Source organism: Dactylosporangium sp. NPDC049742, from assembly GCF_040674675.1.
Lineage (GTDB): Bacteria > Actinomycetota > Actinomycetes > Mycobacteriales > Micromonosporaceae > Dactylosporangium > Dactylosporangium maewongense.
Map to the genome: position 1 here is coordinate 1 of NZ_JBFANF010000105.1, position 20,687 is coordinate 20,687.

18 protein-coding genes are annotated in these 20,687 nt (G+C 71.4%); 6 read left to right on the forward strand and 12 right to left on the reverse strand.

All coding sequences use genetic code 11. The annotated features are described in order from the left end of the window. Positions 1–55: 55 nt before the first annotated feature. From AB0J72_RS55965 to AB0J72_RS55975, 3 genes are all read right to left on the reverse strand, one after another. A complete protein-coding gene (locus AB0J72_RS55965) occupies positions 56–1,162 on the reverse strand; it encodes a hypothetical protein (protein WP_363416505.1) in 1,107 nt (368 codons plus the stop codon). Continuing rightward, on the reverse strand, positions 1,098–1,688 hold the full coding sequence (locus tag AB0J72_RS55970) for a sigma-70 family RNA polymerase sigma factor (protein ID WP_363416508.1): 591 nt from the start codon (positions 1,686–1,688) through the stop codon (positions 1,098–1,100). The genes AB0J72_RS55965 and AB0J72_RS55970 overlap by 65 nt, the downstream gene beginning before the upstream one ends. A gap of 193 nt (positions 1,689–1,881) precedes the next feature. Next, complete coding sequence (locus AB0J72_RS55975) at positions 1,882–2,676, reverse strand: GntR family transcriptional regulator (protein ID WP_344502155.1); 795 nt, start codon at positions 2,674–2,676, stop codon at positions 1,882–1,884. 126 nt (positions 2,677–2,802) lie between these two features. Here AB0J72_RS55975 and AB0J72_RS55980 point away from each other — a divergent pair, with 126 nt between their 5' ends. Further along, positions 2,803–4,017, forward strand: a complete 1,215-nt coding sequence (locus AB0J72_RS55980; protein WP_363416511.1) for a pyridoxal phosphate-dependent aminotransferase — start codon at positions 2,803–2,805, stop codon at positions 4,015–4,017. Between the two features lie 12 nt (positions 4,018–4,029). Here AB0J72_RS55980 and AB0J72_RS55985 read toward each other — a convergent pair whose 3' ends face one another. Continuing rightward, a complete protein-coding gene (locus AB0J72_RS55985) occupies positions 4,030–4,914 on the reverse strand; it encodes a PAC2 family protein (protein ID WP_344502157.1) in 885 nt (294 codons plus the stop codon). A 105-nt stretch (positions 4,915–5,019) separates the two neighbouring features. Between AB0J72_RS55985 and AB0J72_RS55990 the strand changes: the two genes are divergently transcribed. Both AB0J72_RS55990 and AB0J72_RS55995 read left to right on the forward strand, forming a co-directional pair. Beyond that, complete coding sequence (locus AB0J72_RS55990; protein ID WP_363416514.1) at positions 5,020–5,994, forward strand: 2-dehydropantoate 2-reductase N-terminal domain-containing protein; 975 nt, start codon at positions 5,020–5,022, stop codon at positions 5,992–5,994. 54 nt (positions 5,995–6,048) lie between these two features. Continuing rightward, positions 6,049–6,684, forward strand: a complete 636-nt coding sequence (locus AB0J72_RS55995) for an HAD family phosphatase (protein WP_363416543.1) — start codon at positions 6,049–6,051, stop codon at positions 6,682–6,684. Positions 6,685–6,848: 164 nt separating this feature from the next. Here the strand turns inward: AB0J72_RS55995 and AB0J72_RS56000 are convergent, their stop codons facing one another. From AB0J72_RS56000 to AB0J72_RS56030, 7 genes are all read right to left on the reverse strand, one after another. Continuing rightward, a complete protein-coding gene (locus AB0J72_RS56000; RefSeq protein ID WP_363416516.1) occupies positions 6,849–9,404 on the reverse strand; it encodes an FtsX-like permease family protein in 2,556 nt (851 codons plus the stop codon). 2 nt (positions 9,405–9,406) lie between these two features. After that, entirely contained in the window at positions 9,407–10,162 is a 756-nt protein-coding gene (locus AB0J72_RS56005; protein WP_360559830.1) for an ABC transporter ATP-binding protein, read from the reverse strand. A 226-nt stretch (positions 10,163–10,388) separates the two neighbouring features. Next, positions 10,389–12,938, reverse strand: a complete 2,550-nt coding sequence (locus AB0J72_RS56010; protein WP_363416518.1) for an FtsX-like permease family protein — start codon at positions 12,936–12,938, stop codon at positions 10,389–10,391. A gap of 3 nt (positions 12,939–12,941) precedes the next feature. Then, on the reverse strand, positions 12,942–13,727 hold the full coding sequence (locus tag AB0J72_RS56015) for an ABC transporter ATP-binding protein (protein ID WP_363416520.1): 786 nt from the start codon (positions 13,725–13,727) through the stop codon (positions 12,942–12,944). A gap of 104 nt (positions 13,728–13,831) precedes the next feature. Further along, positions 13,832–14,503 carry a response regulator transcription factor gene (locus AB0J72_RS56020; RefSeq protein ID WP_363416522.1) on the reverse strand — a complete coding sequence of 224 codons (672 nt, stop codon included), beginning with the start codon at positions 14,501–14,503 and terminating at the stop codon, positions 13,832–13,834. A gap of 14 nt (positions 14,504–14,517) precedes the next feature. Further along, positions 14,518–15,726, reverse strand: coding sequence for a sensor histidine kinase (locus tag AB0J72_RS56025; RefSeq protein ID WP_363416524.1), 1,209 nt, complete (start codon positions 15,724–15,726; stop codon positions 14,518–14,520). Positions 15,727–16,702: 976 nt separating this feature from the next. Next, on the reverse strand, positions 16,703–17,557 hold the full coding sequence (locus tag AB0J72_RS56030) for a PD-(D/E)XK nuclease family protein (RefSeq protein WP_363416527.1): 855 nt from the start codon (positions 17,555–17,557) through the stop codon (positions 16,703–16,705). 169 nt (positions 17,558–17,726) lie between these two features. Here AB0J72_RS56030 and AB0J72_RS56035 point away from each other — a divergent pair, with 169 nt between their 5' ends. Genes AB0J72_RS56035 through AB0J72_RS56045 form a run of 3 tightly spaced genes read left to right on the forward strand, consistent with a single transcriptional unit; the run spans position 17,727 to position 20,306 of the window. Further along, complete coding sequence (locus AB0J72_RS56035) at positions 17,727–18,827, forward strand: site-2 protease family protein (protein ID WP_363416546.1); 1,101 nt, start codon at positions 17,727–17,729, stop codon at positions 18,825–18,827. A gap of 2 nt (positions 18,828–18,829) precedes the next feature. Then, the gene (locus AB0J72_RS56040; RefSeq protein ID WP_363416530.1) at positions 18,830–19,759 is read left to right on the forward strand and encodes a tRNA (adenine-N1)-methyltransferase; all 930 of its coding nucleotides are present in this window, start codon (positions 18,830–18,832) and stop codon (positions 19,757–19,759) included. After that, positions 19,737–20,306, forward strand: coding sequence for a hypothetical protein (locus tag AB0J72_RS56045; RefSeq protein ID WP_033362888.1), 570 nt, complete (start codon positions 19,737–19,739; stop codon positions 20,304–20,306). The genes AB0J72_RS56040 and AB0J72_RS56045 overlap by 23 nt, the downstream gene beginning before the upstream one ends. A 4-nt stretch (positions 20,307–20,310) precedes the next feature. On the opposite strand, the gene AB0J72_RS56050 is transcribed toward AB0J72_RS56045, so the two are convergent. Beyond that, the gene (locus AB0J72_RS56050) at positions 20,311–20,586 is read right to left on the reverse strand and encodes a ferredoxin (RefSeq protein ID WP_344502167.1); all 276 of its coding nucleotides are present in this window, start codon (positions 20,584–20,586) and stop codon (positions 20,311–20,313) included. Positions 20,587–20,687: the final 101 nt, after the last annotated feature.

The following is a 20,687-nucleotide window of genomic DNA, read 5'->3' on the forward strand; positions in this document are numbered from 1 at the left end:
ACCCCCCGAATCGGGGCCCCCCCCCCCCCCCCGGGGGGGGGCCCCGTCGCCGTCGTCAGGGACGTGAGGCCGGCACGGGCGTCCAGGTGCGCTCGTTCTTCACGTCGGCGAGGGTGGCGCCGTCGAGGACCTTCGTCATCTCCGTGCCGGTCAGCCGTCCGCCGCTGCTGACCTGGATGTTCACGCCGCCGACCCACCGGTTGCAGAAGCCGTTGCCGCACGTCACGCCCGGCGACGGCTGCTGGTTGGAGTTGGCGGCCGGCACGACGTACACCACGAAGCTGCCCTTCGGGTCTGCGCCGTCCTCACCGCCGAACGGCGCGGTCAGCCCGGTCGTCGGCAGGGCCGGGTTGCTGAACAGCAGGCCCGCGTAGTCGCCGTCGCGGGCGGCGGCGATCCCGTTGAGCCCCGTCATGGCGTGCATCGACGCCTCCTGCAGGCGGTACCCGGCCGGCACGTAGCCGAGCTTCACCGGCGCCTTCGCCGGCACCGGCGTCTGGCCGCGCAGCCCGGCGGCGAGGTCGCGCAGGTCCTTCGCCGACGGGTACGCGGCGTCGTCGGAGCTGGCCTGGATCACCGCCCACGCGTCCGTGTTGTACTGCCACGCCAGCGTCCGCCGCGTCGCCCAGCCGAGGTACGGGCCGCCGGCCTCCAGCCCGGGCCGCCCGGCGACGGTCACCGGCTGCGTGCCGGTCAGCTTCGACGGGTCGTACGCGCCGGCCCGGTACACGGTCAGGTACGCGTACAGCTTCTTGCCGTCCTGCGCCGGTGCGTTCGGGTCGGCGGCCTTGTCGGTGGTGGTCAGCCCGTCCGCGTACACGGAGGCGAGCTGGTACGCCGTCGACACGTCGACCGGCTGCGCCACCCGCAGCTTCCCGACCTTGTAACCGCCGAACGTGAACGTGAACGGCTCCGCCGTCGCGGGCACCGGCTGGTTGTTCTCCGGGGCACCCATCTGGAGCTGCGCCTCCTCGCCGCCCCGGCCGAGGGCGGGCACGGCGACGGCGGCGGCGATCACCCCCAGTACCGCGGCCGCGGCGGCACCGGTCGCCACCCGGCGGCGGCGCTGGACCCGCCGGCCCGCCGCCAGGATCTGGTCAGCGTCGTGCCGCAGCGGCGGTGGCTCTGACGTCGCCAGCTCCACCAGGTCCTGCATCTGCATTGGTCCACTCTCCGAGTTCAGACGGTTCATCCAAGACCATGCCTCCGGCGGCGAGGGCCGCCCGGAGATTCGCCAGACCTCTGGTCGTCTGGCTCCTGACCGATGCGGCCCGGATCCCGAGCACCTCCGCGGCCTCCTCGGCCGTCATGCCCAGGTAGTACCGCAGCACCAGCACCGCCCGCTGCCGGACGGGCACCGCCTGCAGCGCCCTGCGCACGGTCAGGCGTTCGTCGGCGGCACCGCTGGGATCGGCCTGCGCGACGTCCGGCACCCGGTCGCCGGCGGACCGTTCCCGCCGCCACCACGGCCGCCGGGTCTCGTCGATCGCCGCCCGCACGACCATCGTCTGCGCGTACAGGTCCGGTCGATCGAGCCGCGACCAGCGCGGATACAACTTGGCCAGGGCGTTGGCGACGGCGTCCTCCGCCGAGTGCCAGTCCCCGCACGTGACGTATGCCAGGTTTCGCAGCGCCGCCATCCGCGCCGCCACGAACTCCCGGAACCCGTCCGGATCGTCTGCCTTCAAAGGGCCGCTCCCTCCGCCGCGGATAGAACGGTCCCCGCCCACCCGAACGCTGCACGCCCGCCGGAACTTTTCTCGGATGCGCGGTCGCAAGTGTGCCGGACCGGCCTGACCTGCGGCGTCGCACCGGAAGCCGGTCGTCGTGCGACGACCGGCTGCGGCGGTGGGGGGACTGGCGGAGGGGCCAGGTGGGGGCCTAGCCGAGGGCCAGGTCGGGCTCGTCGGTGGGGAGGCCGGGGCGGACGCCGGGGATCTTGTACTCCTCGGTCAGCGAGGTCATCGGGCCCGGCCAGGCGGCCTGGGCGACCTCGATCGGCTTGTGCTCGGCGTCGTATGCGATGTGCAGCAGCACCAGGACGGGCGTGTCGGGGCGGATCTGCAGCAGCTCCGCCTCCTCACGGGTGGGGAGGCGGGCGCTGACCTGGTCGCGGGCGCTCGTGTAGCGGCGGCCCGTCTCGGCCTCGACCTCCTGGTACAGCGGGCGGTCGAACACGTCGGGGCGCTCGATGGACGTGCCGCGGACGTCGGCGGGGCGGAACCAGGAGGCGCCGACCTCGACCGGGGCGTCGCCGGTGCGGACGAGGTGGCGGCGGACGAGCAGGTGGACGCCGACGTCGATGCCGAAGGCCTCGGCGACGTCCGGGGGGCAGGGCATGGCGCCGACCTGCATCAGGTGCTGGCGGTAGCGGGCGGCGAGCTCGGCGTGGTAGCCGCGCTCCGCGCCGTAGCGCCCGCGGGAGAGCCGGTTCATCCGGCGTTTCGTGCCGCGGACGAACGTCCCCGAACCGGGACGGGTGATCAGCAGGCCCTCGATCCGCAGCTGGTCGATGGTGCGCTGGACGGTCTGCTTGGCGACCCCGAACTGGGTGGCGAGCGACGGGATCGACGGCAGTCGCTCACCGGGGGCCCAGTCGCCACGGTGGATCCGGGCCCGGAGCTGCGCGGCGATCTGCCGGTGCGGGAACTCCGCGGCCCCAGGGTTGATGGTCATAGGTAGAAGGCTAGCCTCCTAGGATGCTCTACGCAAGGCGAACCGGGTCACGACAGGCGGCACAACTTCGCCACATCCTGGGAACTGGCTACTGAAGCATGGGAGCGGGACTCGTACTGTGGCTGCATGCAGGTGACTCAGTCCGCGAAGCTGGCAAACGTCTGTTACGACATCCGCGGACCGGTCATGGCCGCCGCCAAGCAGATGGAGGCCGAAGGCCACCACATCCTGAAGCTCAACATCGGCAACCCGGCGCCGTTCGGGTTCGAGGCGCCGGAGGAGATCCTCCAGGACGTCATCCTGAACCTGCCCTCCGCCCACGGCTACGGCGACTCCAAGGGCCTGCTGTCGGCCCGGCGCGCGGTCGTGCAGTACTACCAGCAGAAGCAGGTCTACGGCGTCGACATCGAGGACGTGTACCTCGGCAACGGCGTCTCCGAGCTCATCGTGATGGCGCTGCAGGCGCTGCTCGACAACGGCGACGAGGTGCTGATCCCCTCGCCGGACTACCCGCTGTGGACCGCCTCGGTCAGCCTGTGCGGCGGGCGGGCCGTGCACTACATCTGCGACGAGACCAACGACTGGATGCCGGACGTCGACGACATCGCCAAGAAGGTCACGCCGCGCACCAAGGCGATCGTCGTCATCAACCCGAACAACCCGACCGGCGCGGTGTACTCGCGGGAGATGATCGAGCGGATCACCGAGGTCGCCCGCCGGCACAACCTGCTGGTCTTCTCCGACGAGATCTACGACAAGATCCTCTACGACGACACGACGCACGTGTCGACGGCCGCGGTGGCGCCGGACCTGCTGACGCTCACGTTCAACGGGCTCTCCAAGGCGTACCGGGTGGCCGGCTTCCGCACCGGCTGGCTGGTGCTGTCCGGGCCGAAGCAGCACGCGACCAGCTACATCGAGGGCCTGGACATCCTCGCCAACATGCGGCTGTGCCCCAACGTGCCGACGCAGCACGCCGTGCAGACGGCGCTCGGCGGATACCAGAGCATCAACGACCTCATCCTGCCCGGGGGCAGGCTGCTCGCCCAGCGTGACACCGCGTGGCGGATGCTGAACGAGATCCCGGGCGTGTCGTGCACGAAGCCGCAGGGCGCGCTCTACATGTTCCCGCGGATCGACCCCGAGGTGCACCCGATCAAGGACGACCTGCAGTTCGCGCTCGACCTGCTCCGCAAGGAGAAGCTCATGGTCGTGCAGGGGACCGGGTTCAACTGGCACAACCCGGACCACTTCCGGATCGTGACGCTGCCGCGGGTGTCGGACCTGGAGGACGCGATCGGGCGGATCGGCCGCTTCCTCAGCACGTACCGCCAGGTCTGACCGGCGTAGCCGCTACCACGCGCCCGTCGCGGAAGGGCCGGCCTGGCCCCCGCGGCGGCGCAGGTACTTCTCGAACTCCTGCGCGATCTCGTCGCCCGACAGCGGCTGCAGGCCCGCGTCGCCGGAGCGCTCCTCCAGCTCGCGGACATACTCGGCGAGCTCGGCGTCCTGCTCGGCGGCCTGCTTGAGCCGCTCCTCCCACTCCGAGGACTCCTTCGCCAGGTCGCCGGTCGGCACCGGCAGGTCCAGGACCTCCTCGACGCGGTGCAGCAGCGCGAGGGTCGCCTTCGGGCACGGCGGGTTGTTGGCGTAGTGCGGCACGTGCACCCAGAAGGACACGGCCTCCAGGTCGGCGCGGGCGCACGCGTCGTGCAGGACGCCCACGATGCCGGTCGGTCCCTCGTACCGCGTGGGCGTCAGGCCGAGCCGCTCGCCGGCGTCGCCGGTGGTGGCGCCGCGCGGCGCGGAGCCGCTGACGGGCAGCGGGCGGGTGTAGGGCACGTCGGCGAGCAGCGCGCCGAGCAGCACGATCCGGCTCACCTCGAGGCTGTGGCAGACCTCGAGGACCTGCTCGCAGAACGTGCGCCACCGCATGCTGGGCTCGATCCCGCGGATGAGGACGATGTCACGCTCCGCATCGGGCGGCGTGGCCACCGAGAAACGGGTGGTGGGCCATTCGATGCGGCGGGTCTCGCCCTCGGACATCATCACCGTCGGCCGGTTGACCTGGAAGTCGTAGAAGTCCTCCGGGTCGAGCGAGGCGATGGGCTCGGCGCCCCATTCCTGTTCGAGGTGCTCGACGACGGCGGTCGACGCGTCGGCAGCGTCGTTCCACCCTTCGAACGCGGCAATCGCGACAGGGGAGCGCAGCACGGGCAGGCCGTCGAACTCGGTCACGGTCCCAGCCTACGTTGGACACCGCCGGATGGCTTGCCGGCCGCGCCCAGGGTGTCGATTTTCAAGATCACGTCCGGTCCGGCCGGCGGCGAATACTCTGGGTCGATGCGATGGCTGATGTACGGGGCGGGCGCGGTCGGCGGTGTGGTCGCGGGCCGGCTGGCGACGGCCGGGCACGACGTGGCGGTCGTCGCGCGGGGCGCGCACCTGGCGGCGATCCGCCGCGACGGGTTGACGCTGCGCCAGCCGTCGGGTGACACGGTCGTCAAGCTCGACGCGGTCGAGCACCCGGGGGACACGCACAAGGACGTCGTCGTGCTCGGGATGAAGAGCATGGACACCGCGGCCGCGCTGGTCGCCCTGGAGGGGTTCGACGGGCCGGTCGTGTGCCTGCAGAACGGGGTCGCCAACGAGCGCGCCGCCCTGCGGCACTTCGCCCGGGTGTACGGCGTCCACGTGATCCTGCCCGGCAGCCACCTGGAGCCCGGCGTGGTGACCGCGCACTGCGCCCCGGTCCCCGGCATCCTCGACCTCGGCCGGTACCCGTCCGGCAGCGACGCGACCGCGCAGGCCCTGGCGCGGGACCTGGAGTCGGCCGGGTTCGTGTCGCAGCCGCGGGCGGACATCATGCGCTGGAAGTACCGCAAGCTGCTGATGAACCTGGGCAACGCCGTGGAGGCGCTGTGCGGCCGGGTCGACGGCGTCGACGAGGCGGCCGAGCCGGTCCGGGTGGAGGGCGAGGCGGTGCTGCGGCACGCGGGGATCGACGTGGCGTCCGCGGCGGAGGACCGGGAGCGCCGCGGCGACATCATGCGCTGGCCCGGGGGCGTGGGCCGGGCCGGCGGTTCGTCGTGGCAGAGCCTGGCCAGGGGCACCGGCACCGTGGAGGCCGACTACCTCAACGGCGAGATCGTGCTGCTCGGCCGCCTGCACGGGGTGCCGACCCCGGCGAACGAGACGGCGCGGCGGCTCGTGCAGCGCGCGGCCCGCTTGCAGGACGGGCCGGGCAGCATGACCCCCGCGGAGTTCCTCGCCGCCGTGGACGCGGCCGTGACGTTGGGCACGAACGACGGACGGTGACCGCCCCGCTCAGGCAGGATCCGTCAGGTGGCTTCTGACGACCGGCTCGCGGCCGTGCTCTTCGACATGGACGGCACCCTCGTCGACAGCGAGAAGGTGTGGTCCGTCGGCCTGACCGAGCTCGCCGCGCACTACGGCGGTGAACTGTCCGCGCAGGCCAGGCACGCGATGGTCGGCAGCAACATGACCGACTCGATGCGGCTGCTGCACGCCGACCTCGGTCTGCCGGCCAGCATCAGCACCGACGCGAGCGTCCGGTGGCTGGAGGCGCGGGTCAAGGAGCTCTTCCACGGTGGCGTCGAGTGGCGTCCCGGCGCGAAGGAGCTGCTCGCCGCGCTGCGTGCGGAGGGTGTGCCGCTCGCGCTGGTCACCGCCACGCACCGGCACCTGGTGGACGTGGCCCTGCTGACGATCGGGGCGGACAACTTCGACGCGGTCGTCGCCGGCGACGAGGTGGACCAGACGAAGCCGCACCCGATGCCGTACCTGACGGCGGCGCGGCTCGTCGGGGCGGTCGCGATGGACTGCGTCGCGGTGGAGGACTCGCCGAACGGTGTACGCAGCGCCCGGGCCGCCGGCTGCGCGGTCCTCGCCGTGCCGTGCGAGGTCGACCTGGACCCCACCGGCGTGACCCTCGTCGGGTCCCTGCTGGACGTGGACGTCGCGTACCTGCGCAAAATGGTCGCGTAGCGGCGCCCGCGACCGGCGGGACGGCGTCCGGTCTTCGGTCGCCCGGCGAGGTCGCGGATCACTGTGCGGACCGGTCGCGCCGCGGGTGTCCGTACCGACGCGGAAACCGGAAACGGAGCAGGGGCGCCTCCCCGAGAAGGCGCCCCTTGGTCCGTGCGACGTGGTCAGTCGTGCGCGATCGCCTGCAGGACGTTGACCCGCGAGGCCCGGATCGACGGCAGGATCGCCGCGAGGACCCCGACGAGGGCGGCGAGCAGCAGGTACGTCGCCATCTGCGTCCACGGGAAGGCCATCTTCGAGAAGCCCTCGTCCTTCAGCGCCCGGACCACGGCCGCGCCGAGGCCGGTGCCGACCGCGAGGCCGAGCAGCGCGCCGAACGTGGAGATGACGACCGCCTCGACGGTGACCATCCGCATCGTCTGCGCCCGGCGCATCCCGATCGCGCGGAGCAGCCCGAGCTCGCGGGTGCGCTCCAGCACCGACAGGGCGAGGGTGTTGACGATGCCGAGGACCGCGATGAGGATCGCCAGCGCCAGCAGGATCTGGATCATGGTGAGCAGCTGGTCGAACTGCGCGGACTGCGCGTCCACGAACTCCGCCCGGTTCGCCACCGACACCTCGGGGTTGTCGACCAGGAGCTGGTCGACCTGCCGCTGGATGTCCGCGACCGCGGTGCCCTGCCCGACCCGGATGTAGCCCCAGGACGGCTGTGCGCTGCGGAAGTCCTTCACCACGTCGCCGGAGACGATCGTGCCGCCCATGACGTCGCTGCGCTTGTAGAGGCCGACGACCGTCACCGTGTGCGGCTCGCCGCGGGTGAACTGCATGGTCATCGTCGAGCCGACCTTCAGGTTGCGCTCCTTGGCGTTCTCGGTGTCGACCACGGCCTGGTTCGGGCCGGTCCAGTTGAGCGTGCCCTCCGTTGCGGTCAGCTTGAACATGCCGGCGTACGCGGCCATGTCCGGCGTGGCGGAGATGCCCGTGCCGCCGGTGCCCTCCAGCCGCGCGAAGTCCCAGTACTCGCTGGCGGTGCTCGACACGCCCGGCAGCTTCGCCGCGGCGGTCATGACGGCCGGGTCGAACTTCGCCGGCCCGTTGTCGTCGCCGTCGCCGGAGATGATCAGGTCGACGGTGACCTGGGTCGCGGCCTGCGACGACAGGCTCTGCTTCGCCGAGGCGAGGATGACGTTGACGCCGGTGATCAGGGCCAGGCCGACCATGAGCGCGGCCGCGGTGATCGCGGTGCGCCGCGGGTTGCGGCCCGAGTTGAGCCGGCCCAGCTTGCCCGGCACCGACCAGGAGAACAGCCGGCCGAGCAGCGCGACCACCGGCCGGGCCAGCAGCGGCGTGAGCAGCGCGACGCCGATGAAGCTGATCAGGACGCCGCCGAGGATGAGCCACAGCGTGTTGCCGCCCTGACCGGCCAGGCCGAGGCCGAGCATCGTGCCGCCGGCCGCGCCGATGAGGGCGCCGCTGACGGTGAGCTTGGTCAGCGGGCGGTCCGGGGTCGCGACCTCCTGCAGCGCCGCGATCGGCGGGATGCGGGAGGCGCGCAGCGCCGGCAGGACCGCGGCGACGACCGTCACCAGCAGACCGACCACGAACGCGCTGATCACGGCGGCGGCGGGCACTCCGACGCTGGCGAGGGCGACGCCGCTGACGTTGCCGAACACCCAGGCGAGCAGGACACCGACGCCGACGCCGGCGGCGAGGCCCAGGACCGAGGCGATGAGCCCGATCGCGACCGCCTCGATGATGACCGAGCCGAGCGTCTGGCCGCGGCTGCCGCCGAGGGCCCGCATCAGCGCCAGCTCACGCGTCCGCTGCGCGACGATGATCGAGAACGTGTTGAGGATGAGGAACGTACCGACGAACAGGGCGACACCCGCGAAGCCGATCAGGACGTTGTTGAAGAACGACAGCCCCTCCCGGAAGTCCTTCGTCGTCTCGTCCTGCAGCTGCTTGCCGGTCTTGACCTGGAACCCGCCGGTCTCGCCGCCGAGCGCGGCGGCGACGTCGGCGCGCAGCTGGTCGTGGGTGACGCCGGGCGCCGCGGTGACCTTCAGCGAGCTGTACACGTCCTTCTCGCCGAGCATCAGCTCCTGCGCGACCGGCGTGGTGAAGAAGACCTCGAGCGAGCCGCCGAGCGAGTCGCGGTCGCCGCTGTAGCCGACGATGCCGACGAGCTTGAACACCTTCTTGCCGGGCTGCAGCGTCAGTACGCCGACGTCGTCGCCGACCTTGATGCCGGCGGCCTTCGCCGTGGTCGCGTTGACCACGATCTCGTCGTCGGCCTGCGGGCCGCGGCCCTCCCGCAGCTGCATCAGGTCGGACGTGCCGGTCCAGTTCTCGCCGAGGCGCGGCGGGCCGAACGTGGTGACGACCTTGCCGTTCTTGCCGATGACGCGGGCGCCGTCGGACGTGGCCTCACCGACGACCTTCGCGACGCCGGGCACCTGCTTCACCTTGTCCAGCGTCGCCGCCGGGATGTTCGACGCCTGCGACGGGCCCATGTCCTGGCCGTCGACCTTCGGCTTCTGGGTCACCTGGACGTCGGTGTCCTCGAACACCGACGCGAACAGGCTGTCGAACGAGCGTCCCATCGTGTCGGTGAGCACGAACGCGCCCGACACGAACATCACCCCCAGCACGACGGCCAGGCCGGACAGGACCAGCCGCAGCTTGCGGGAGAGCAGGCTCTTCAGCGTGGCGCGCAGCATCGTCAGGCCGCCTTGTCGAGACGCTTGAGACGGTCGAGGACGGCGTCGGCGGTCGGTGCGTACAGCTCGTCGACGATGTGCCCGTCGGCGAGGAACACGACCCGGTCGGCGTACGAGGCGGCGTTCGGGTCGTGGGTGACCATGACGATGGTCTGGCCGAAGTCGCGGACCGAGTTGCGCAGGAACGCGAGGACCTCGGCGCCCGACCGCGAGTCGAGGTTGCCGGTCGGCTCGTCGGCGAAGATGACCTCCGGCCGGGACACGAGCGCCCGTGCGCACGCGACCCGCTGCTGCTGGCCGCCGGACAGCTGGCTCGGCCGGTGCTTGAGCCGGTCCCGCAGGCCGACGGTCTCGATCACGGTGTTGTACCAGGCGGCGTCCGGCTTCCTGCCCGAGATCGACAGCGGCAGCAGGATGTTCTCCTCGGCGGTCAGCGTCGGCAGCAGGTTGAACTGTTGGAAGATGAACCCGACCTTGGTGCGGCGCAGGTTCGTCAGGCCCCGGTCCGACAGGCCGGTGATCTTCGAGTCGCCGATGTAGACCTCGCCGCGCGACACGGCGTCGAGCCCGGCCAGGCAGTGCATGAGCGTCGACTTGCCCGAGCCCGACGGGCCCATGATCGCGGTGAACCGGCCCTTCTCGAGCTCCACGGAAACGCCGCCGAGCGCGTTGACCTGCGCCTCGCCCGTGCCGTATGTCTTCCAGACGTCGACCGCCTTCGCGGCCACCTCGGTGCGCGTCGCAACCGATGCAGTCATGATTCCCCCTGGTGAATGGTGTGCCTTCATCCTCGGGGCGGTTCCGGCTCGTCTCGTCCGCCCGCAGGGCGACCCGACCACCGGTTTTTGGCGGGGGTTTGGCCCGGAGCGGAAATCAGGGTCAACCCCTAGCCCGCCTTTCTCAGCCTTCACAGAAATGGCCCCGGAAAGGCGGAAAGGCCGGTCGGGGTCGCCCCCGACCGGCCTTTTTTGTCAGCGCTGGTGCTTATTCGTACGCGATGGCGTTGAGCACGTTGAGGCGCACCGCCCGGATCGCGGGGATCAGGCCGGCGACCGCGCCGACGACGAGCGCCCCGATGATGTAGGCGATCATGTACCCCCACGGCAGCGTGACCGCGCCGAAGCCGATCACCGACTTGAGGGCGGTGACCGTCGCCGCGCCGAGCCCGGCCCCGACGACGAGCCCGAGCACCGTGCCGAACAGCGTGATCACCACGGACTCGATCGTCACCATCGACCACGTCTGCCGGCGCCGCAGGCCGATCGCCCGCAGCATCCCCAGCTCCCTGGTCCGCTCGATCACCGACAGCAGCAGCGTGTTGATGACCCCGAGCACCGAGATGCCCAGCGCGATGAACAGCAGCACCTGCACGATGACCAGTGCCACGTCGAACTGCTGCCGGCTGGAGCCGACGAGCTCGTCCTTCGTCTGGACGCTGACCTCGGGGTTGTTCTTCAGCACCCCTTCGACCGCGGTCTTCGCGTCGGCGATCGTGACCCCGTCCTTGACCTTGACCATGGCCTGGATCGGCTGCGGGAACGCGAACCCGGTCTGCGCGTCGGCGTTGGAGATGACGACGCCGTTGCCGTTGGTGGTCGAGTTGCTGATCCCGACCAGCGTCAGCGTCTTCGTCTGCCCCTTCGCGAACGTCACCGTGATGGTGGTGCCGACCGTGTACTTGCGGTCCTTCGCGGTCTTCTCGTCGGTGGTGAACTCGCCGCTGGCGAGGCGGTCGATCCGGCCCGCGACCGGGCGCAGCTTCAGGACGGTGATCGCCGCCGACGAGTCGTCGTAGGCGAACACGAAGTCCTGCTTGCCGTTGAGCTGCACGCCGTCGTAGGTCACGGCGGCGACCGTCTGTGCCTGCGGCAGCGCCTTGATCTGCTTGAGCTCGTCGGGCTGGATGACCGGCGGCACGTCGGACGTCTGCTGCCCGTAGACGACGAGGTCGGCCTGCAGGTCCTTCTCCACCGACTCGCCGATCGCCGTCGACAGCGACGAGAAGATCGTCGAGATCATCGTGATGATCGCGATGCCGATCATGACCGCGCCGGCCGTGATCGCGGTGCGCCGCGGGTTGCGCGACGAGTTACGCCGCCCCAGCCTGCCCGGCACCGAGAAGGAGAACACCGCGCCGAGCCCGGCGACCAGCGGCCGGCTGACCATCGGCGCGAGCAGCGCCACGCCGATCAGCGTCAGCAGCACCCCGCCGAACACCAGCAGCAGCGTCGCGTCGCCGGCGCCGGCCAGGCCCCACGACAGCGAGCCGACACCGACCGCGGTGACGACGGCACCGGCGATGGTGATGCCGGTCAGCGGCTTGTCCGTCGTCGCCGCGTCCCGCATCGCCGCGATCGGCGCGACCCGGGCCGCCTTGATCGCCGGCAGCACCGCCGAGATCATCGTGACCAGGATGCCGATCGTGAACGACGTCACGATCGCGGCCACCGGCAGCCCCAGGCCCGCGGACTCCATGTTGGCCAGGGCCGTGAACGCGCTCGCCCCGACCGCACCGAGCCCCATGCCGACCAGGAACCCGAACAGCGACCCGACGACGCCGATGAGCAGCGCCTCCAGCAGCACCGACCGGATGATCTGCCAGCGGCTCGCGCCCATCGCCCGCAGCAGCGCCAGCTCCCGCGTGCGCTGCGACACGATGATCGAGAACGTGTTGAGGATCAGGAACACGCCGACGAGCAGCGCGATCGTGCCGAACCCGAGGAAGAAGTAGTTGAAGTACTTCAGCAGCCCCCGGATCGCCTCGCTGGACGCCTTCGACAGCTCCTCGCCCGTCTGCACCGAGAACTTCGGGCCGAGCGCCGCCTTGATGTTGTCGCGCAGCTGGTTGTCGGTGACGCCCGAGTTGCCCTTGACGTCGATGACGTTGAACACGCCGGGCTCGCCGAGCATCACCTGCTGCGCCGTCGCCTCGGTGAACAGCACCGTCGTCTCGCCGGCCATCGAGTCGCGGCCGCCGGCGTACTGCATGATGCCGGTGATCTTGTAGGTCTTGCGGGCCTCGGCGCGGGCGATGACGTCGACGGAGTCACCGACGGCGAACTTCCCCAGCTTCGCCAGCCCGTTGTTGATGACGATCTCGTCCGCGGCCGCCGGCGCCTTCCCGGCGATCAGCTTCGTCAGCTCGTCCTCGCCGGTCCAGCTGCCGCCGAACTGCCCGGACTGGCTGATGACCACCTTGCCGTTCTTGCCGACGACGCGGGCGCCGGTGACGAACACCTGCCCGGTCGCCGAGCGCACCCCGTCGACCTTCTCGACCCGCGCCACCTCGGCGGCCGGGATCGGCAGGATCGCCTGGCTGTTGCCGGACGCCTCGTCGGCCGTCTCCGACTTCGCTGACACCTGCACGTCGGTGTAGCTGTAGATGTTGGAGAACACGTTGTCGAACGTGCGGCCCAACGTGTCGGTGAGCACCAGCGACCCCGACACGAACATGACCGACAGCACCACGGCGAGGGTCGACAGGATCAGCCGGAGCTTGCGCGCCAGCAGGCTCTTGAGCGTCGCGCGCAGCACGGCTCAGCCCGCCTGCGGCGCGTCGGCGGCGCTCTCGACCTTGGCGTCCAGGCCCTTGAGCTTGTCCAGCACCGCGTCGGCGCTCGGGGAGCGCAGCTCGTCGACGACCCGGCCGTCGGCCAGGAAGATGACCCGGTCGGCGTAGGAGGCCGCATTCGGGTCGTGGGTCACCATGACGATCGTCTGCCCGAACTCGCGCACCGAGTTGCGCAGGAACGACAGCACCTCCGCCCCCGACCGCGAGTCGAGGTTGCCCGTCGGCTCGTCGGCGAAGATGACCTCCGGCCGCGCCACGAGCGCCCGCGCGCACGCGACCCGCTGCTGCTGGCCGCCGGACAGCTGGCTCGGCCGGTGCTTCAGCCGGTCCCGCAGCCCCACCGTCTCGATCACCGTGTCATACCACTTCGGGTCGGCCTTGCGACCCGCGATTGACAGCGGCAGCAGGATGTTCTCCTCCGCCGTCAGCGTCGGCAGCAGGTTGAACTGCTGGAAGATGAACCCGACCTTGGTCCTGCGCAGGTTCGTCAGGTCCCCGTCGGACATGCCCGTGAGCCGGGTGTCACCGACGAAGATCTCACCGCGCGTCACCGAGTCGAGCCCGGCGAGCGTGTGCATCAACGTCGACTTGCCGGACCCGGACGGGCCCATGATCGCGGTGAACTGCCCGCGCTCCAACTCGACGCTCACCCCGTGCAGCGCGATGACCTGGGCCTCGCCGCTGCCGTACACCTTCCACACGTCCACCGCGCGGGCGGCGACCGCCTGCCCGGTCGTGACTGTCGTGGTCACGCTCGATCCCCCTCTGGTTTCGTGAATGCCCTCACGCTACGGGGTGATCGTGGGTGTGCCGTCCTCCCGGGGTGCCGGTCGGGGGTACTCCTCGGGAAGGAGGCCTATGAGCCTGGGCGGACGAGGCCCGTCTCGTACGCGAGGACGACGGCCTGGACGCGGTCCCTGAGGCCGAGCTTCGTCAGCACGTGCCCGACGTGGGTCTTCACCGTCGTCTCGCTCACTGACAGCGCCCGCGCGATCTCCGAGTTGGACAGCCCCCGCGCCAGCTGCACCAGGACCTCCCGCTCCCGGTCCGTCAGCACCCGCAGGTCCCGCGGCGGCTCCGCGTCCGGGTCCGGCAGCGCGTCGGCGAACTTGTCCAGCAGCCGCTTCAGGATCCGCGGCGCGACGACCGCCTCACCGGCCGCCACCGTCCGGATCGCGGCGACCAGGTCGTCGGCGGGCACGTCCTTCGCCAGGAACCCGCTCGCGCCGGCCCGCAGCGCGCCCACCACGTACTCGTCGAGGTCGAACGTGGTCAGGATCAGCACGCGAACGGGCAGCTTCGCCTCGACGATCGCGCGGGTCGCCGCCACGCCGTCCATACGGGGCATCCGGATGTCCATCAGCACCACGTCGGGCAGCAGCCGCCGGGCCAGCTCGATCGCCTCGACCCCGTCACCCGCCTCCGCGACGATGTCGAGGTCCGCCTCGCCGCCGAGCACCATCCTGAACCCGGTGCGCAGCAGCGGCTGGTCGTCCACGAGCAGGAGCCGGATAGGCCTCTCGTTCAAGCTCTGCGCCTTTCCTATGCGGGCTGCGGTTCCACGCTGTCCGCATGCTGTTCGATGGGGATCCTCGCGTGCACACGGTAGCCCCCGCCGGGCCGCGGCCCGGTGCGCAGCGTCCCCCCGTACAACATGACCCGCTCCCGCATGCCCAGCAGCCCGTGCCCGATCGCGGCGGTGCCCAGCTGCGGCCCGCGTCCGGTGTCGCACACCTCCACGACCACGTCCGAACGGCTGAACACCATCCTCACCTCGACCGTCGCCGCGCCGGCGTGCTTCAACGCGTTCGTCAGCGCCTCCTGCACGATCCGGTAGATCGTCAGCGCGATGCCCGGGTCCAGCTGCCCCGGCACGCCCTCCACCCGCAGCACCGCCTGCAGACCGGCCTCCCGGATCTGCTCCACCAGCCCCTCCACGCCGGCGAGCCCCGGCTGCGGCGCCAGCTCACCGGCCGGCTCCGCCTCCGTGCGCAGCACCGTCAGCAGCCGCCGCATCTCCCGTAACGCGGTCCTGCCGGTCTCCTCGATCGTCGCGAGCGCCTCGTCCGCCGCACCCGGATCCCGCTGCAGCATCCGCCGCGACCCGGTGGCCAGCACCCCCATCACGCTCACGTGGTGCGCCACGACGTCGTGCAGCTCCCGCGCGATCCGCCGCCGCTCGTCGGCCACCGCCTGCTCCGTCAGCGCCCGCTGGCTCGTCTCCGCCGTCCTCGCCCGGTCCTCCAGCGCCGCCACATACGCCCGCCGCGTCGCCATCATCCGCCCGACCGTGAAGCACACCGCCGCGCTCATCGCGTTGAACACGAGGAAGACCTGGGGCGTCAGCCCGAGCGGCTCGTCATTGGTGCGCCCCAGCACCGTCGCCAGCACCATCCCCGGCACCCAGATCAGCAACCCGGCCGCGATCGCCCGCCGCAACGGCAGGTACGCCGCCGCCGTGTACGTGAGGACGATCACGGCGAACCCGCCGTACATCACCGGCAGCACCCCGAGGAACGGCACCACGGTGTGCGCCGCCGTGAACCACACCGCCCCCCACAGCCACCGCCGCCGCACCGCCACCGCCAGCAACCCGACCGTGTCGAACGCCACCTGCAGGACCAGGTTGCCGGCCCCGAGCACCTGCTCCGCGAGCGCCGTCGAACTCCCGCTGACCACAGCGAGCACGACCGCGAGCACGATGTCCTGCACCAACGGGTCCGCTCGGCGGCTCAGCACGCGCTTCAGCACTCTTCGTACGCTATCGGCTCCAACCCCGGTTGGATTCGTCGCCGCGTCCGACCCGCGCCTCCTGCTTGAGGATGAGACGCCCCTCACCCCACCCCCGCAGCGCGACGTCCGCGGCCGTGTGATCAAAGAGCGGTTCTGGTCGTCCCGGCGACCAGAACCGTCCTTCGATCAAGCAGGCAGCGCCCCCGCAACGGCACGGCACGGGGTAGGTCTTGGGTGCGGCCCCGGGTGCGGTGCGGCACTCGGACCTTGCCGCCCCGCACCGCGTCCGGTCTCGATCCGGCCATGTGCCGTCCGTGCGGTGCTGGTCCCGAGCGAGTCGATCGACACACCGCGCCCCGTGCCGCCTGCACCCAGCGACGCCTTGGCACCGCGCGGTGCCCGCTCCGGGCCGCGCTGCGCCGTGACCGCGGGAGGACCTGGGGCTGTGCCGACTCACCAAGTCAATGCGCCGGGTGGCACCTTCACGGGACGGCGCTGGGCTCACCGCGCTGGGCTGGCTGGGTGGCCCTGAGTGCATCGCGCGGCCCTCGGGCCCTGCCGCCCCGCACCGTGTCCGGTCTCGATCCGTGTCGTGCCGTTTCGATCCGGCCCGGTCCCGTGCCGATTCCGTGCGAGTCGAGCGACAATCCGCCCGCCCCGCTCCATGCCGCGCCCGTGCCGCCTGCACCCAGCGCCGCCCTGGTACCGCGCGGTGCCCGCGCCGGGCCGCGCTGCGCCGTGCCCGCGGGAGGGCCTGGGCTGTGCCCGGCTCACCAAGTCACAGCGCCGGGTGGCACCCCTCACGGGACGGGGATGGGCTCGCCGCGTCGGCCTGACGGTGTGGGCCCTGAGCGCTGTCGCTTCGACCATGTCGCCCCGCACCGCGTCCGGGCTCGATCCGGCGGCGTGCCGTCCGCGCCGGTTCCGAGCGGGTCGACCGACACACCACGCCCGTACACGTCAGACCGAACCGCCAGGCCGGGGCGGTCCCGGGTTACTCGTCGCGGCCCGTGGTGGGCTCCTCCTCCGTCGACAAGGGCAGCGCCGCGGCCGCCGCCGGCTCGGGGAACGGTGGCGGCGTCCCGCCGAACGCCGGGCACAGCGCCTGGTGGGCGCACCAGCCGCACAGCCGGCTCGGCTGGGCCCTGAAGTCGCGCTCGGCCGTCGCCCGCTCGATCGCCTGCCAGAGGGCCAGCAGCGTCCGCTCGAACCTGGCCAGCTCGTCGGCGTCGGGGGAGAAGTCGCAGACCTCGCGGTCCTTCAGGTACATGAGGCGTAACACGCGGGGCACCACGCCGCGGGTCCGCCACAGGACCAGCGCGTAGAACTTCAGCTGGAACATGGCGCGCGCCTCGAAGGCCTCGCGGGGTGCGCCGCCGGTCTTGTAGTCCACGACGCGGAGGTCGCCGGCGGGGGAGACGTCGAGACGGTCGATGTAGCCGCGGATGACGAGCTTGCCGTCGACCTCGGCCTGGACGAACGCCTCCCGCTCCGCGGGCTCCAGCCGGTTGGGGTCCTCCACGGCGAAGTAGCCGCCGAGCAGCTCGCGGCTGGACTCCAGGAACGCCTCCGTGTCCGTGAACAGGTCGGCGAGGCCCTCCTCGGTCTCCACGAGACGCTGCCACTGGGGCGCGACGAGGGCGGCGGCCCGCTCGGGAGTTCGGCTGCCGCTCGGCTCCTCGAACAGCACCTCCAGCACGGCGTGCACGAGCGTGCCTCGCATCTGGTCGGGCGTCGGGCGCTCGGGAAGCTTGTCGATGCTGCGGAACCGGTACAGCAGCGGACACGTCTTGAAGTCCGCAGCGCGCGACGGCGACAACGTAGGCAGGGTGGTGATGGTCTCCGTCATGCGTGGAAGGTTAGGCCACGGGTACGACAGTTTTCGCGGACCGACCCCTCGGCGCGGACTACACGTAGCATCATGGGCAATGGACGACTACCGCTCGGCACCCGCGCCGGCGTCGTCGGCTGCCCGGACCCGGCCGCCGGAGCGCGGCTCGGGGATCCCGCTGGGGCGGCTGTTCGGCGTCCCGATCTTCCTCGCCCCGTCCTGGTTGCTGCTCGCCGCGCTGATCACGCTCACGTATAGCCAGTTCCTGTCGGCGCAGCGGACGCTGCCGATGACGACCGGGTTCGTGCTGGGCTTCGGGTTCGTGGTGTGCCTGCTGGTGTCGGTGCTGCTGCACGAGCTCGGCCACGCGGTGACGAGCCGGCACAGCGGGATCGGTGTGAGCGGTATCACGCTGGAGATGCTCGGCGGCTACACGGAGATGGAGCGGGAGGCGCCGCGGCCGGGTGTGGAGCTGTTCGTGTCGCTCGCCGGGCCGGCCGTGTCGCTGCTGCTGGGGCTGCTGGCGGGCGGTGTCGCGCTGGTGCTGCCGGCGCACAGCCTGGCCGAGACGTTCGCGTTCCAGCTGGCGCTGAGCAACATCGTGGTGGCCGTGTTCAACGCGCTGCCCGGCCTGCCCCTGGACGGCGGGCGGGCGCTGCAGGCCCTCGTCTGGAAGATCAGCGGCGACCCGAACCTCGGCCGGCGGGTCGCCGGCTGGTCGGGGCGCCTCGTCGCGGTCGCCACCGCCACCGCCGTGGTCGTGCTGTACTCCCAGGGCGTCCTCGACAGGATCTTCGGCCTGCTCTTCACGCTCCTGGTCAGCATCACGATGTGGGTCGGCGCCGGCCAGGCGATCCGGCACGGGCGGGTCGCGTCGAGCCTGCCGCCGTTCAACGCGCGGGAGCTGGCCAGGCCGGTGATCCCCGTCGCCGCGGCCACGCCGCTGGCGGAGGCGGAGCGGATCGCCGAGCGCAGCGGCGGCCAGCCCCTCGCCGTCGTGGACGGGGCCGGGGCGATGCTCGGGTTCGTGCACGGCGCCTCGGCGCGGGCGGTCCCGGCGGAGCGTCGGCCGTGGGTGCCGATCGGCGACGTCACCCGCCGGATCGATGAGCACCACGTCCTGGCAGGGGATCTGCGCGGCACCGACCTGTTGCACGCCATCCGGGACGACCCGGGCGGCGACTACCTGGTGGTCTCGGGTGAGGATGTGCACGGCGTCCTGCGCGGCGCCGAGCTGCTCTCGCTGCTCGAAACACGCCGACCCACCAGCAGAAGGAATCGCACGTGACTGTGTCCCTCGACCTCCCCACCACCCGCCGGGGACCCTTCCAGCCGGGTGACCGGGTCCAGTTGACCGACCCCAAGGGGCGGATGCACACGATCGTGCTCGAACCGGGCAAGGAGTTCCACACCCACCGCGGCGCCCTGCCGCACGACGACCTGATCGGCGCGCCCGACGGCAGCGTCGTGACGAGCGCCGGCGGCACGGCGTACCTCGCGCTGCGGCCGCTGCTGTCGGACTACGTGCTGTCCATGCCCCGCGGCGCCCAGGTCATCTACCCGAAGGACGCCGCGCAGATCGTCGCCATGGGCGACATCTTCCCCGGTGCCCGGGTCCTGGAGGCCGGGGCCGGCTCCGGCGCGCTGACCTGCTCGCTGCTGCGGGCGGTCGGACCGAGCGGCAGCGTCACGTCGTACGAGATGCGCGAAGACTTCGCAGCGATCGCCAGGCGCAACGTCGAGGCCTTCCTCGGCGGGCCCCAGACGGGGTGGACCTTGCGGGTAGGTGACGTAGCGGGCTGCGAAGATGTCGGTTTTGATCGGATAATCCTAGACATGTTGACCCCGTGGGAGATCCTGCCGCTCGTGTCGCGGGCGCTGATCCCCGGCGGGGTGTTCATCGGCTATGTGGCGACCACGCCGCAGCTGTCCGAGCTGGTGGAGGCGCTGCGCGAGGACGGCGGCTACACGGAGCCCCGGGCCTGGGAGAGCCTGGTGCGTGACTGGCACGTCGAGGGGCTCGCGGTGCGGCCCGATCACAGGATGATCGCGCACACCGCGTTCCTCGTCAGTGCCCGGAAGCTGGCGCCGGGGGTGACGGCGCCGCCGCGGCGCCGAAAGCCGAGCAAGGGCGCCGAAGCGTATGCGGCGCGGCGGTTGGCAGCCGCCGCGGTCGCACGGGAGGAGGAGGCAAAGGATGAGCCGTCCGAGCTTCAGTGACCTACCTGCCGTATTTCCGGACTGGTCGCCCTATCCGGACCTCGAGTCGGCGGCCAGGGCATACCTGCGGGACCCGGACATCGCGCTCGACGCGATGGCCGGCGTCCTGCGCGGGCAGAGTGTGCTCGGTTTCACGCTCGAGCGGTTCGTCAACGACGTCAACGGGGTCTGGCAGGAGGTCGTCGTCTGCGACGGCACCCGGCTCATCCTGTGGCACGGCGAGGACATCCCGCCCGAGGAGGCGCCGCCGGGCTCGATGACGTCGTCGCTGCGCGTCGTGGCGCTGTCGGCGGTGACCGAGGTCGGCTGCCGCCGCCGGCTCAGCCGCAACCCCAACGGGCACGCGAGAGTGGACAGCGTCGATGTCTACCTGTTGCTGACCTCACTCGACGAGGCGAACGTCGCCGCAGAGGAGGCCGGCTCCGTCATCCGCCACGACGCGTTGCGCTTCGGTAAAACTCTCGACGACGGCGGCGCCGGACAGATCGCCCGTTTGGAGGAGTTTGCCCGGCTGGTCTCTTCTCTCGTGGGCAAGCCGATGCTGTGAGGAATCAGTCGGCGTTGGGTCCGGCGACGGGCACGTCGTCGGCCGCCCGGTGCACGTGGATGCAGTCGCCGGGGCACTCCTTGGCCGCGTCGATGACCTCGAGCCGGAGGTGTTCGGGCACGTCGACGCGGGTGCCGGGGGCCAGCTGCAGCTCGCCGTCGGTCCCCTTCACGTAGGCCAGACCATCGACGTCGAACTCGAATACCTCAGGCGCGTACTGCACACACAGGCCGTCACCGGTGCACAGGTCCTGGTCAACCCACACCTCAAGAGCGCTCACGCTGCAACATTACAGGGCTGGTGGAAAGCGCCTCCAGGCCGCACGATTTGTAAAAGCCCTGTGGCGCACGGGTTCGAAGGGGCCCAGACCGGCGAACAGCA